This window comes from Variovorax sp. 278MFTsu5.1, from assembly GCF_048305045.1.
GTDB classification, from domain to species: Bacteria; Pseudomonadota; Gammaproteobacteria; order Burkholderiales; family Burkholderiaceae_C; genus Variovorax; species Variovorax guangxiensis.
The window spans coordinates 2,528,919-2,542,665 of the sequence record NZ_CP157622.1 but is presented as its reverse complement, the minus strand read 5'-3'; the positions used below and the strand labels follow the sequence as shown (position 1 = coordinate 2,542,665).

Genomic DNA, 13,747 nt, shown 5'->3' with positions numbered 1-13,747 from the left:
GGGAAATGGGTTGTGCGCGGTGGTGCATGCCGGGGCTCATGCCGCGTCGCGCTTGCGCTTGAACGCCGCGTTGAGGAAGCCGCTGAGCACGCCGACCATGAGCAGCGGCGGCAGCGACAGCAGGATGACGGAGGCATTCAGGATGCCCCAGGGCACATCTCGCCCGAGCTGGCTCAGCTCCGAGGCCACGATGGGCAGCGTCTTCGCATCCGAAGTGGTGAGCATCAGCGCGATGAGGAACTCGTTCCACACCAGCACGAAGCCGAAGGCGATGGCGCCGATCAGCGAGCGCGCGGCGATCGGCAGCGCCACCTTGAAGAAGATCGCGTAGGGGCCGTAGCCGTCGACGCGGCCGGCCTCCTCCACTTCCTTCGGTACCGCCTTGAAGGCGGGAATGGCGAGCCAGATCACGGTGGAGAGCGTGAGCAACGTGTAGGTGACGACGAGCGCGATGCGCGTGTCGTACAGCTCCAGTTGCAGCCAGATCACCATCAGCGGAATGGCCACCGCCACCGGCGGCAGGAAGCGCATCGAGAGCACGAAGAACTGGATGTCGTTCGCCCAGCGCAGCGGATAGCGCGCGAGCGCGTAGGCCGCAGGCAGCCCGAGCACCGCGCCCGCGATCACCGCCGCTCCCACCACCACGACGGAGTTGAGCAGCCCTTGCGCCACCGCCTCGCGGCTCAGCACGTAGATGTAGTTCTCCAGCGTGGGCGAGAAGAAGAACTTGGGCACGGCCGAGACGATGTCGACCCGGTTCTTGAACGAGTTGAGAAAGGTCCACAGCACCGGCACCAGCGCCGAGAGCCCGGCCAGGACCAGCACCAGCCGCGCGAGCAGCGTGCCGAGGGACAGCTTCTTCGTTTTCCTGTTGGGGGATGCGCTCATTTCGGCCGCGTCCATTTCCAGATGTAGGTGAAGGCCACGGTCGAGGCGATCATCATCAGCACCGCCATGCCCGAGGCGTACGAGATGCGGCCCGACTCGATGAAGCCCTGCGAGAAGGCGTACATGTCCAGCGTCTCGGTCGAGATGCCGGGGCCGCCGCGGGTCATCACGTAGATCAGGTCGAAGGCGCGCAGCGACTCCACCATCTTCACGAAGCACAGGCTGACCAGCGGCGCCTTGAGCATCGGCAGCGCCACGTAGGCGTACACCTCCCAGGTCTTCGCGTGGTCCATGCGCGCGGCCTCGAAGGGCTGCGGCGGCAGGGTTTCGAGCAGCTTCAGCACGATGACCGCGAAGAACAGGCCCCACTGCCACACGTCGACGAAGGCCACGGTCAGCAGCGCGGTCACCGGGCTGGCGAGCAGGTCCAGCGGTTCTCCGGTGACGGCCTTGTACGGCCAGGTCAGCAGTCCGAACAGCGGGTGGAAGGCGAACTTCCACACGAAGGCCGCCGACACGCGCGGCAGCAGCACGGGCACGATGAACAGCATCGACAGCACGTTGCGCCAGCGCGCTGTGGTGCACTGGAACATCAGCACGCCCAGCAGCACCGCGAGGCCCATGGTGGCGCTGACGGTCAGCACTTCCCACACCAGCGACACGCGCACCGAATTGAGGAAGCGCCGGTCCGAAAAGAGCTGGATGTAGTTCGACAGCCAGACCCAGGCCGTGTCGGCCTGGCCCAACTCGCGGTCCTGCAGCGAGATGCCGATCGCGAAAAGGGTGGGCACCAGCGCCAGCACTGCAAGCACCAGCAGGCCGGGCCCGATGAAGACGAGCGGCAGCCGGGTTGCCGTCGCCGTCTTCTTTTTCTTCTCCCTGAGCGTCATTACTTCTTGCGCCGCGCGACCAGTTGCTTCGCGTAGGCATCGAGTTCGTCGAGCCCGCCCTTGATGTCGGTGCGCGAGCCGGTGATCAGCTCTTCGAGGATGATCCCCCAGCGGTCGCCGAGGTCGGGCCAGGCCGGGTCCTGCCAGAAGTTCACGGCCGTGACCTTGCCGGTGTCGGCCAGCGCCTTGCCGAGATCGGCGCCGTAGCGCTTGGCGAACTCGGGGCTGGCCAGCACGCTGGTGCGGTTGAGTTCGCCGAACTGGCCTGCGGCGAGGCGGCGCTGCTCCTGCTTCTTCGAGGTGGCCCAGGCGACGAAGAGGCCGGCGCACTTCTTGGCCTCCTCGGTCTTGTTGGCCTTGGCGCCGATGGCCAGGCCGTGGCCGTAGCCGCCGCCGGTCAGCGGCGTGGGCGGCGGCAGGTAGGCGACCTTGCCGATCACGGTCGACATCTTCGGGTCGAGCGCGTTGCCGGCCAGCGGAGTCGACTCGATCAGCATCGCCACCTTGCCTGCGAGGAAGGCGCCGGTGGATTCGTCCCAGCCGCCGGTCTTGGTGCCGGGCGCGGAGTACTTGAAGAGATCGAGATAGGTCTGCGTGGCCTTCAAGGCCGCGGGCGAGTCGAACACGGGCTTGTCGCCGTCGAACCACTGGCCGCCGTAGCCACGGAAGAAAGGCATCCAGCGCCACACATTGGCGCCCGAGCCGCGCTGGCCGCGCAGCGCCACGCCGTAGACGCCGTTGGCCGGATCGTTGAGCTTCTTCGCGGCCTCGGCGAATTCCTCCAGCGTGGTCGGGGGCTTGATGCCGGCCTTCTCCAGCAGGTCCTTGCGGTAGACCAGCAGGTCGCCGCCACCGGTGAGCGGCGCGAACCAGACCTGGCCGTCGAAGGTCGCGACCTTCTGGCGGCCGGGGTCGAAGTCGGCGTAGTCGTAGTCGGCGGGGTAGTACTTCGCCAGCGGCACGATCCACTTCGACTGGGCGAACAGCGGCACATTGGCCTCGTCGACGTAGTACACGTTGTACTTGCCCACGGTCGAGGCGTCTGCGCGGGTCTTGGTGCGGCGGTCGTTCTCGTTGAGGTTGTCGATGTTGAACGAGGCGCCGCTCAGGGCCTTGAACTCGTCCTTGTACTTTTCGAGCAGGGTCAGCCCGTCGCGGGGCTGGGACAGGACGCGCAGGTCCTCCTTGCAGACCTGCTGGGCCTGGGCCGCGCCGCCCCATGCGGCCAGCGCCGCCAGCAGCATCGCGCAGCCCTTGAGCCGGTGCCGGTTTTCTTGAACAGCCATCGTTTTGTCTCCTTTGAACCTGTCGCGAATTGCCGGCGGATCGCGGCGGAAACAGGTGGAACGAAGCGTAGGCAGCGGCGGCGCGGCGCCGCGTACACGCGAGCCGGGGCACTGGTATTTTCATGACCAGCCTGCTTGGGGTTTTGCCGGAGTCGAGGGCTTTCGGCCCTGCCTGGTTGCATTTCAAAACTCCATCGATAGAATCGATTTCAGTTTTTATTTGAAACCAAATAGGGCAATCATGAGCACCACGCCGCCATGCCAGGCCACCTTCGCGCGCCCATGCGCCACGCCGTCGATATCGGGCGCACTGGCGCTCCTCTTCGCCATCGCCTGCGGTCTGGCTGTGGCCAACGTCTACTACGCGCAGCCGCTGCTGGACACGCTGGCGCACACCTTCGGCATCCGGCCCGCCACTGTCGGCGTCGTCATCACCATCACGCAGATCGGCTACGGGCTGGGGCTGCTGCTGGTGGTTCCGCTGGGCGACCTCGTCGACCGCCGCCGGCTGATCGTCGGGCAGTCGCTGCTGTCGGTGGCCGCGCTGCTGGCCGTGGCGCTGGCGCCCAGCGCGTCGGTGCTGCTGCCGGCGATGGCCGCCGTGGGCGTGCTGGCCGTGGTGACGCAGGTGCTGGTCGCCTACGCCGCGAGCATGGCCGCGCCAGGCGAGCGCGGCCGCGTGGTGGGCACCGTCACCAGCGGCATCATCATCGGCATCCTGCTGGCGCGGGCGGTCTCGGGCACGCTGTCGGATCTCTTCGGCTGGCGCTCGGTGTACCTGGCCTCGGCGGCGGCCACGCTGGTGGTCGCCGGGCTGCTGTGGATGGTGCTGCCCGCGCGCACGCGGCCCGCGCCGGGCATCTCGTACCCCCGGCTGATCCGCTCGGTGTTCGCGCTCTTCGCGCAGGAGCCGGTGCTGCGCATCCGCGCCGTGCTCGCGATGCTGATCTTCATGTCCGTCACCATGCTGCTGACGCCGATGGTGCTGCCGCTCACGGCACCGCCCTTCTCGCTCTCGCACACGCAGGTGGGCCTGTTCGGGCTGGCGGGCGCGGCCGGGGCGCTAGGTGCCGCGCGAGCGGGCCGCCAGTCGGACCGAGGCCGCGCGCAGCGCACCACCTGCATCGGCCTGAGCGCGATGCTGCTTTCGTGGGGGCTCATCGCGATGCTGCCGTGGTCCATCTGGGCGATGGTGATCGGCGTGATCGTCATCGACTTCGGCCTGCAGTCGGTGCACGTGGCCAACCAGAGCCTGATCTACCGCGTGCGCCCCGAGGCGCAGAGCCGGCTGACGGCCGGGTACATGATCTTCTACTCCATCGGCTCCGCCACCGGATCGATGGCTTCGACGATGGTGTACGCCCATGCGGGCTGGAATGGCGTCTGCCTGGCCGGAGCCCTTGTCAGCGGCGCGGCGCTGCTGTTCTGGGCGCTGACCGGGCACCTGACGCCGCGAGACACGGCCGCCTGAGTTCAGTCCGTGGTGGCCAGCGGCGTGTTCTGCGCGGTGCGCAGCCCGAAGCGGTCCTGCGCCTGCTGCCGGTAGACCGAGGGCGTCATGCCCTTGAGCTGCAGGAAGCGGCGGTTGAAGTTCGCAAGGTTCGCGAAGCCCACCTCGTAGCAGATGTCGCTCACCAGCCTGTCCGACTTCTGCAGCATCTCGCAGGCCTTGGCCACGCGCAGCCGCGTCACGAAATCGGTGAAGGTGGCACCCATGTGCCTGTGGAACCAGCGCGAGAAGCTGCTCTCGGCCATGTTGGCCACGGCGCACACGGCGGGCAGCGAGAGTTCTTCGGTCAAGTGCCGGTCGAGGTAGTCGAGCACGCGGCGCATGCGGGTGTTGACGCTCGGATCCTCGGCCACTGGCTCGGCAGTGCTGGAAATCTGCCGCCAGTCGGGCCAGCGGGCCAGCTCGTGCAGCAGGCCGATGAAGGCCGAGAGCCGCGCCATGCCCTCCTGCCCCTGCACGCGCTGGAAGCGCTCGCGCACCAGGTCGCCGATGCCGAAGAACTCGATGCCCAGCTTCGCCCGGTCGAGCATCGGCAGCACCGCCTTCAGCTCGGGAAACAGGTCCGTGCCCTTGCGCAGCGGCTCGTCGCGGAAGTGGATGACCATGCTGCGCTCGGTGATGCCCTCGGGCGGCACGTCGTGCGAGATCCAGGTGTGGGGCAGCCGGGCGCCCACCAGCGCCACGTAGCCGGGCTCGAAGCGCCCGATGTGGTCGCCCACGAAGGCATCGCCGCTGCTGCGGTTGATGCACTGCAGCTCGTATTCGTCGTGGTAGTGCCAGCAGTCGAAGGGCCAGGGCACGCCGTGCTGCAGGCAGCGCACCGAACTGCCGCCCGCCGGCTCGAAGCCGAGCCTCGGGTCGCGCATCAGTTCGTGCTCGAGTTCCGGTTTTCGCGCTGCGTTGTGCCTCATGGTTCGACTAGCCTTCGCGCGCAGGCCGGCGGCGCAGCCTTCAGGCGCCGGCGACCTTCATGCGGTTCACCAGGACCGACCCCGTGGTCTTGGCGCCGAAAGTGTAGGCATCGGCCCCGATGGCTTCAATACCCAGCAGCATGTCCTTCAGGTTGCCGGCGATGGTGATCTCCTGCACCGGGAAGGCGATCTTGCCCTTCTCCACCCAGAAGCCGCTGGCGCCGCGCGAGTAGTCGCCGGTCACGTAGTTCACGCCCTGCCCCATCAGCTCGATGACGAAGAGGCCGGTGCCCAGCTTGGCGAGCATGGCGTCGAGGTCGTCGGTGTGCTTCGTCAGGCGCGAGCTCAGCGTCAGGTTGTGCGAGCCGCCGGCGTTGCCGGTGGTCTTCATGCCCAGCTTGCGCGCCGAGTAGGTCGAGAGGAAGTAGCCCTCGAGGCGGCCTGCATCGACCACCTTGCGCGCCCGGGTGGTCACGCCTTCGTCGTCGAAGGGGGCGCTGCCCTTGCCGCGCAACAGGTGCGGGTCTTCGGCCACGTCGACGTGCGCGGGCAGCACGGGCTTGCCCAGCGAGTCGAGCAGGAATGTGCTCTTGCGATACAGCGATCCGCCGCTCACGGCCTGCACCAGCGAGCCCAGCAGTCCCACGGCCAGCGGCGACTCGAAGAGCACCGGGCATTCGACGGTCTTGATCTTGCGCGACTTCAGGCGGCTGAGCGCGCGTTCGGCGGCGTAGCGGCCCACGGCCTGCGGGCTGGCCAGTTCTTCGGCCGAGCGCATGGAGCTGTACCAGGCGTCGCGCTGCATGTCGTCGCCCTTGCCGGCGATGGGCGCCACCGAGATGGAGTGCCGCGAGCTGGCGTAGCCGCCGCGAAAGCCATGCGTGTGGGCGCTGAAGAAGTGGCTCTGCTGGGCCGAGACGCCCGCGCCCTCGCTGTTGGTGATGCGCTTGTCGGTCGACAGGGCGGCCTCTTCGCATTCCAGGGCCAGCTTCGCGGCCTGCTCGCTGGTCACGTCCCAGGGGTGGAACAGGTCGAGCTCGGGGTGCTCCTTGGCGATGTCTTCCTCGTCCGGCAGGCCGCTCACGGGGTCTTCGGCGGTGAAGCGGGCGATGTCGTAGGCCGCCTGCACCGTCTGGGCGATGGCCGCCTCGGAGAAATCGGAGGTGCTGGCGTTGCCGCGGCGGTGGCCCACGTAGACCGTGACGCCCAGCGACTTGTCGCGGTTGCGCTCGACGTTTTCCAGTTCGCCCTTGCGCACCGAGACGCTCAGGCCGCAGCCCTCGGAGGCCTCGGCCCCGGCGTCGGTGGCACCCAGCCGCTTGGCGTGCGCCAGGGCGGTGTCGACCAGGTTTTCGAAGAAGGAGCGGCTGTAGGCGAAGCCGGAATCGGCGCGCGAGGAGGATGTCGTCATGTGGTGGCTATGATACTTGCGCCCCCCATTTCCCGTTTTCAGCAGCTTCCCACCGCGCATTGCACGCGTTGCAACGCCTCGCGGCGCGGCCCAGAATCCATCCCATGTCCCGCAAACCCAAAAAAGGCTATTACGTCCGCGGCCATTTCGTGGCCGAAGGCAGCGAGCTCGACCTCGAACTCAAGCGCGAGCTCAAGGGCTCCGACGACGCCAGCCGCACCGACCTGAAGCGCGAAAGCGAAGAGCTGCAGAAGCTGGGTGCCGAGCTGCTCACCCTGCGCGCCGGCCTGTTCGACGCGCTCCAGCTCGACGAGAAGCTGGTCGAGGCCATCGCCGAAGCCAAGCGGATCACCAATTTCGAGGGCAAGCGCCGCCAGATGCAGTACGTCGGCAAGCTCATGCGCAAGCTGGAGCCCGAGGTGCTGGAGGCCGTGAAGCGGGCCCTGCTCGAGCAGAACACCGTGCCGGCCGCCGAAGTCGCCGCCCTGCACGAGGCCGAGCGCTGGCGCGACAGGCTGATTGCCGACGACGACGCCCTCGGCGGCTGGATCGAGACCCACCCCGCCACCGACGCCCAGCAGCTTCGCGCCCTGGTGCGCCAGGCCCGCAAGGACATGAAGGCCGGCCCCGCCGGCGAGGCGCCGCGCCAGGGCAAGGCCTATCGCGAGGTGTTCCAGGTGGTGCGCGCCCAGCTGGCCGTGCACGGCGGCGCCGACCATGCCGCCGCAGCGGCAGCCCAGGACCGGGAAGAAGACGCATGAGCGAGGCTGCATTCGATCCGGTGCGCATCGGCATCGTCTCCGTCAGCGACCGCGCCTCCAGCGGCACCTACGAGGACAAGGGCCTGCCCTCGCTGAAGGAATGGCTGGGCCGGGCACTGAAGAACCCCATCGAGTTCGAACCCCGGCTGATTCCCGACGAGGCGGAACGCATCAGCGCCACGCTGATCGAGCTGGTCGACGCCGGCTGCTCCCTGGTGCTGACCACCGGCGGCACCGGCCCCGCCCTGCGCGACGTGACGCCCGAGGCCACGCTGGCCGTGGCGCACAAGGAAATGCCGGGCTTCGGCGAGCAGATGCGCCAGATCAGCCTGCGCTTCGTGCCCACCGCGATCCTCTCGCGACAGGTGGCGGTGATCCGTGACAAGAGCCTGATCATCAACCTGCCCGGCCAGCCCAAGTCGATCGCGGAAACGCTCGAAGGGCTGAAGGACACCGAGGGCGTGCAGGTGGTGCCGGGCATCTTCGCGGCCGTGCCCTACTGCATCGACCTGATCGGTGGGCCCTATCTCGAGACCGACGATTCCGTCTGCAAGGCCTTCAGGCCCAAGTCGGCCATTCGAGCCCGCTGAGCCTGTTGCTCATTGCGCCGCCTGCGCGCTCTTCGCCTCGACGTCCTTCAGGCAGGCGTTGATGGCGGCGTTCGACGCCAGCCCGTAGCAGCGCGCAGCGGCCGCGCGCACGGCCTTCTGCTGAACGCGCCGTTCCTCGGCGCTATCGATCTGGTAGCTCATGAGCCACTTCATGGCGAAGGCGAGCACGATGCCGAAGCCTATAGCGATGCCGACCACCGTCGAGCGCCAGGTCCGCGCCGGCGCGGCGGGAGGTGCCGAGCCGTAACCCACGTCGAATGCCATCGGCGGCTGCGCCGGCGAGCCGCCGTGGACCCTGCGGCGCTGCGGGGCGCGCGGCTCGGCCTTCGCCTGGGTGAAAGACTTGTTGTCGTAGCGGCTGCTCATCGATCTGCGTGCATGGGGAGGTAGTCCGGACGTGATTGTCCAACAGCCGTCCCCCGCAGGCTGAAACGACCGGTGGCTGTGTTCCTCCTCGCTCAGGCCGCCGCGCGCCGCGCCAGCCACTCGTCGAAGCGGATCGCGCCCAGGCGCGGGTTCGATCCGGGCGTCAGCGAACGGTCGTCGAGCTGCACGCCGAAGTAGCGTGCGCCGGGGTCGGTCACGACCTTCCGGGCATCGCCCGTCGCCGCGAAGAAGCGGCGCACCAGCGCGTCGAGCGGCAAGGCCTCGGGCCCGGCGATCTCGATCCGGCCGCGCGCCGGCAGCTCGGTCACGACCTCGGCCAGCGCCGCCGCCACGTCGTCGGACGCCATCGGCTGGATGAGCGCGTCCGAAAGCCGAGCCAGGCCGTCCTGCACGCCCGACGCCGCGATGGCGCCCACGAACTCGAAGAACTGCGTGGCCTGCACGATGGTGTAGGGCACGGGCGAGGCCTCGATCAGGTCTTCCTGGAGCTGCTTGGCGCGGAAGTAGCCGCTGTCGAGCAGGCGCGCGGTGCCGACCACCGACAGCGCGATGTGATGCGCCACGCCGGCCTTCACCTCGGCCGCGAGCAGGTTGCGCCCCGTTGTCGCGAAGAAATCGAGCGCCGCCTGGTCCTCGAACGAGGGCGAATTCGCCACGTCGACGACGACGCGGGCGCCCGCGAGCGCCTCGTCCAGGCCCTCGCCGGTGAGGGTGTTGACGCCCGTGGAGGGCGATGCGGCGACGACGTCGTGGCCGGCCTCGCGCAGGCGGGCGGCGAGCCTGGAGCCGATGAGGCCGGAGCCTCCGATGATGGCGATCTTCATGGTCGATTCCTTGGTCAAGAAAGAGTGCGAGGAGTGCGAAGGGGCGCCCCCGATGGGCGCCCTCGCCTGCAAGACGTCCGGCCGCACGCGCTTGTGACAGCCGGATCGCTCTTTCTTCCAAAAAATCGGCCCGAACCCCGCTCTGGGCCCTCACCGCCCCTTCACCGCCCCGAAACCGTGCGTGTCGGCCGCCTGCTCGCAGGGCACCCGTTCAGCCTGCACGGTCGAATGGTGGATGTCGAAGCGCTCTGCCAGCATCTCGCGCAGCCGCTGCGTGAGCGGCGCCAGGTCGCCCACCTCCGGCGCGCACACCACGTGCACGCTCAGGCTCACCTTGCCGCTGGACAGCGCCCACACGTGCAGGTCGTGCAGGCTCGCGACGCCCTCGCTGCCCAGCAGCGCACTCTCGACCACGGGCAGGTCCACCTCGTCGGGCACGCCTTCGAGCAGCAAGTTGAGACTCTCGCGCAGCAGGCGCCAGGTGCGCGGCAGCACCCAGAGGCCGATGGCCACGGCGATCACCGAGTCGACCCAGCCCCAGCCCGTGTAGCGAATGACGATGGCGCCGACGATCACGCCGATGGAGCCCAGCATGTCGGCCCACACCTCCAGGTACGCGCCCTTCACGTTGAGGCTCCGGTCCTTGCCGGAGGCCAGCAGCCGCATGCCGATGAGGTTGACCACCAGCCCGCCGGCGGCCACCAGCAGCATCGTGGTCGACTGGATCTCGGCCGGCGCCGAGATGCGCCGGTAGGCCTCGTACAGCACGTAGATCGCCACGAAGAACAGCAGCACCGCGTTGAGCACCGCCGCCAGGATCTCGAAGCGGTAGTAGCCGAAGGTGCGCCGCCGGTCGGCCGGCCGCTTGCCGATCCAGATGGCGGCCAGCGAGATCGCCAGCGCCACCGTGTCGGTGAACATGTGCGCGGCATCGGACAGCAGCGCGAGGCTGCCCGACACCAGCCCGCCCACCACCTCGGCGACGAGGTAGGCCGAGGTCAGCAGCAGCGCCCAGCGCAGTGCCTTCTCGTTGCCGCCGGTGGCGTGCGCATGCTCATGTGCCATGGGAGCCTCGCAGTGAAGGGGCCGAAGGATCGGGCGGCGCGCCGATCGCCTGTTGCTGCGCCTTCTCATCTTCCTCGTCGCGCCGGTGGGCGATGCGGTAGAGCAGCGGCAGCACCAGCAGCGTCAGCGCGGTCGACGACAGGATACCGCCGATCACCACCGTGGCCAGCGGCCGCTGCACCTCGGCGCCGGTGCCTGTGGCGATGGCCATCGGCACGAAGCCCAGCGAGGCGACCAGCGCCGTCATCAGCACCGGCCGCAGCCGAGTGAGCGCGCCTTCGCGGATGGCGGCGTCCAGCGGCAGGCCGCTCTCGCGCAGGTTGCGGATGAAGGAGATCATCACCAGCCCGTTGAGCACCGCCACGCCCGACAGCGCGATGAAGCCCACCGCCGCCGAGATCGACAGCGGAATGCCGCGCATCCACAGCGCCACGATGCCGCCCGTGAGCGCGAACGGGATGCCGGTGAACACCAGCAGCCCGTCCTTGATGTTGCCGAACATCGCGAACAGCAGCGTGAACACCAGGAGCAGCGACACCGGCACCACGATCTGCAGCCGCTGCGTGGCCGAGGCGAGGTTCTCGTACTGGCCGCCCCACACGGTCCAGTAGCCGGTGGGGATCTTCACCTTGCCCATCGCCTCCTCGGCCTCGGCCACGAAGGAGCCGAGGTCGCGCCCGCGCACGTTGGCGCTGACCACGATGCGGCGCTTGCCGTCCTCGCGGCTCACCTGGTTGGGGCCGGGCGCGATATCCAGCGTGGCCACCTCGCCCAGCGGAATGAAGCTGGTGCGCAGGCCCTCGGCGCCCGCGCCCTTGGGCAGGGCCACGGGCAGGCGCTTGATGGCCTCAAGGTCGGTGCGCAGCTCCTCGGGCAGGCGCACGATGATGTCGAAGCGCCGGTCGCCGTCGAACAGCGTGCCCGCCTCGCGCCCGCCCACGGCGGCGGAGATGGCGTCCTGCACGTCGCCCACGTTGAGGCCGTAGCGCGCGGTCTTGGTGCGGTCGATGTTCACGGTGAGCATCGGCAGGCCGGTGGTCTGCTCGATCTTCACCTCGGCCGCGCCGGCAATGCCGTTGAGCACGCCCGAGACCTCTGCCGCGGTCTTGTTCAGCACGTCCATGTCGTCGCCGAAGATCTTCACCGCCACGTCGCTGCGCACGCCCGAGATCAGCTCGTTGAAGCGAAGCTGGATGGGCTGCGAGAACTCGTAGTTGTTGCCCGGCAGCTTCTCGACCTCTTCCTGCACCGCCGCGAGCACCTCGGCGCGCGAGCGCTTCGGCGTGGGCCACTCGCTCTCGGGCTTGAGCATGATGTAGCCGTCGGAGATGTTCGGCGGCATCGGGTCGGACGCGATCTCGGCCGTGCCGGTGCGCGCGAACACGCGCTCGATCTCCGGAAACTTCGTCTTCAGCGTGCGCTCGAGCTGCTTCTGCATCTCGACCGACTGCGTCAGGCTGGTGCCCGGAATTCGCAGCGCCTGGATGGCGAAGTCGCCCTCGCTCAGGCTGGGCACGAACTCCGTGCCCAGGCGCGTGGCCAGCAGGCCCGACAGCACCACGGCAACGGCGGCGAAGGTGATAACCAGCGGCTTGGCCGCCATCACGCGCGCCAGCAGCGGCTCGTAGGCGCGCTTGGCCCACAGCATCAGGCGGTTTTCCTTCTCGCTGACCTTGTTGCCGATGAAGAGCGCCACGGCAGCGGGAATGAAGGTGATCGACAGGATCATCGCGCCCAGCAGCGCGATCACCACGGTGAAGGCCATCGGGTGGAACAGCTTGCCCTCGACACCCGTGAGCGCAAAGATCGGCAGGTACACGATCATGATGATCAGCTGGCCGAACAGCAGCGCGCGCCGCGCCTCCTGCGAGGCCGCGAACACCTCGTGGAAGCGCTCGCTGCGCGTGAGCGGCCTGCCTTTGTGGGCCTGCGCGTGGGCCAGCCTTCGCACGCAGTTCTCCACGATCACCACCGCTCCGTCGATGATGATGCCGAAGTCCAGCGCGCCCAGGCTCATGAGGTTGGCGCTGACCTTCTGGTTCACCATGCCGGTGAAGGTGAAGAGCATCGACAGCGGAATCACCAGCGCGGTGATGACGGCCGCGCGGATGTTGCCCAGGAACAGGAACAGGATCGCGATGACCAGCACCGCGCCCTCGAACAGGTTCTTCTTCACCGTGGCGATGGCCTTGTCGACCAGCACCGTGCGGTCGTACACCGTCACAGCCTTCACGCCGGCGGGCAGCGTGCGGTTGATTTCCTGCATCTTCTTGTCGACGGCCTGCGACACCGTGCGGCTGTTCTCGCCGATCAGCATGAACACTGTGCCCAGCACCACCTCGCGGCCGTTGTCGGTGGCAGCACCCGTGCGCAGTTCGCGGCCGATGCCGACCTCGGCCACGTCCTGCACGCGCAGCGGAATGCCGTTGGCGTTGCCCAGAATGACATTGCCGATGTCCTCGGCCGATTTCACCTGCCCCGGCGCGCGAATGAGGTATTGCTCGCCACGCTTCTCGATGTAGCCCGCGCCCACGTTGGCGTTGTTGCGCTCCAGCGCGAGCACGATGTCGCCCATGGTCAGGCCGTGGGCCAGCAGCTTGGCCGGGTCGGGTGCGATCTGGAACTCCTTGGCGAAGCCGCCGATGGAGTTGATCTCGGTCACGCCCGGCACGTTGCGCAGCTGCGGCTTGATGATCCAGTCCTGTATCTCGCGCAGGTCGGTGGGCGAATACAGCTTGCCGTCGGCCTTTTTCGCGCCCTCCTCCGCCTCGACGGTCCAGAGATAGATCTCGCCCAGGCCGGTGGAAATCGGCCCTATCACCGGCGAGATGCCGCGCGGCATGCTCTCGCGCGCGGACTGTATTCGCTCGTTGACGAGCTGGCGCGCGAAGTAGATGTCGGTGCCGTCCTTGAAGATCACCGTGACCTGCGAGAGGCCGTAGCGCGAAAGCGAGCGCGTCTGCTGCAGGCCCGGCAGGCCGGCCATGACGGTCTCTATCGGATAGGTCACGCGCTGCTCGGTCTCCAGCGGGGAGTAGCCGGGCGCGGCGGTGTTGATCTGCACCTGCACGTTGGTGATGTCGGGCACGGCGTCGATGGGCAGCTTCTGGTAGCTGAAGATGCCGAGCGCCGCCATGCCGAACACGGCGAGCAGCACCAGCCAGCGCTGCTCGATGGAGAAGCGGATGATTCGTTCGAACATG

Annotated in this window: 12 protein-coding genes; 3 read left to right on the top strand and 9 right to left on the bottom strand. The window is 68.2% G+C overall.

The genetic code is table 11. The features are described 5' to 3' along the window. Positions 1–36 precede the first annotated feature (36 nt). The 3 genes from ABL844_RS11495 to ABL844_RS11485 are packed head-to-tail and all read right to left on the bottom strand — an operon-like array spanning position 37 to position 3,064. Positions 37–888 (bottom strand): carbohydrate ABC transporter permease, encoded by an 852-nt coding sequence (locus ABL844_RS11495; protein WP_184636477.1) that lies wholly within the window; start codon positions 886–888, stop codon positions 37–39. Beyond that, positions 885–1,778 carry a carbohydrate ABC transporter permease gene (locus tag ABL844_RS11490; RefSeq protein WP_369658666.1) on the bottom strand — a complete coding sequence of 298 codons (894 nt, stop codon included), beginning with the start codon at positions 1,776–1,778 and terminating at the stop codon, positions 885–887. Before ABL844_RS11490 ends, ABL844_RS11495 begins: the two co-directional genes overlap by 4 nt. After that, a complete protein-coding gene (locus ABL844_RS11485) occupies positions 1,778–3,064 on the bottom strand; it encodes an ABC transporter substrate-binding protein (protein ID WP_418131329.1) in 1,287 nt (428 codons plus the stop codon). The genes ABL844_RS11490 and ABL844_RS11485 overlap by 1 nt, the downstream gene beginning before the upstream one ends. 241 nt (positions 3,065–3,305) lie before the next feature. Here ABL844_RS11485 and ABL844_RS11480 point away from each other — a divergent pair, with 241 nt between their 5' ends. Then, complete coding sequence (locus tag ABL844_RS11480; protein WP_418131328.1) at positions 3,306–4,535, top strand: MFS transporter; 1,230 nt, start codon at positions 3,306–3,308, stop codon at positions 4,533–4,535. 2 nt (positions 4,536–4,537) lie between these two features. On the opposite strand, the gene ABL844_RS11475 is transcribed toward ABL844_RS11480, so the two are convergent. Together ABL844_RS11475 and pmbA are read right to left on the bottom strand one after the other, a co-directional pair. Then, entirely contained in the window at positions 4,538–5,485 is a 948-nt protein-coding gene (locus tag ABL844_RS11475; protein WP_418131327.1) for a helix-turn-helix domain-containing protein, read from the bottom strand. Between the two features lie 40 nt (positions 5,486–5,525). Further along, on the bottom strand, positions 5,526–6,896 hold the full coding sequence (gene pmbA, locus ABL844_RS11470; RefSeq protein ID WP_184636470.1) for a metalloprotease PmbA: 1,371 nt from the start codon (positions 6,894–6,896) through the stop codon (positions 5,526–5,528). Between the two features lie 104 nt (positions 6,897–7,000). On the opposite strand from pmbA, the gene yjgA reads away from it, so the two are divergent. After that, complete coding sequence (yjgA, locus tag ABL844_RS11465) at positions 7,001–7,657, top strand: ribosome biogenesis factor YjgA (protein WP_418131326.1); 657 nt, start codon at positions 7,001–7,003, stop codon at positions 7,655–7,657. Between the two features lie 20 nt (positions 7,658–7,677). Then, positions 7,678–8,247 carry a molybdopterin adenylyltransferase gene (mog, locus tag ABL844_RS11460; RefSeq protein WP_375792082.1) on the top strand — a complete coding sequence of 190 codons (570 nt, stop codon included), beginning with the start codon at positions 7,678–7,680 and terminating at the stop codon, positions 8,245–8,247. A 9-nt stretch (positions 8,248–8,256) separates the two neighbouring features. On the opposite strand, the gene ABL844_RS11455 is transcribed toward mog, so the two are convergent. The 4 genes from ABL844_RS11455 to ABL844_RS11440 all read right to left on the bottom strand — a co-directional run bounded on the left by ABL844_RS11455 (position 8,257) and on the right by ABL844_RS11440 (position 13,746). Beyond that, entirely contained in the window at positions 8,257–8,634 is a 378-nt protein-coding gene (locus ABL844_RS11455) for a hypothetical protein (protein ID WP_418131325.1), read from the bottom strand. A 92-nt stretch (positions 8,635–8,726) separates the two neighbouring features. Then, entirely contained in the window at positions 8,727–9,479 is a 753-nt protein-coding gene (locus ABL844_RS11450; protein ID WP_418131324.1) for an SDR family oxidoreductase, read from the bottom strand. 150 nt (positions 9,480–9,629) lie between these two features. Continuing rightward, positions 9,630–10,544, bottom strand: a complete 915-nt coding sequence (locus ABL844_RS11445; RefSeq protein ID WP_418131323.1) for a cation diffusion facilitator family transporter — start codon at positions 10,542–10,544, stop codon at positions 9,630–9,632. Further along, positions 10,534–13,746, bottom strand: a complete 3,213-nt coding sequence (locus tag ABL844_RS11440) for a CusA/CzcA family heavy metal efflux RND transporter (protein WP_418131322.1) — start codon at positions 13,744–13,746, stop codon at positions 10,534–10,536. The genes ABL844_RS11445 and ABL844_RS11440 overlap by 11 nt, the downstream gene beginning before the upstream one ends. Between the last annotated feature and the right edge of the window lies 1 nt (position 13,747).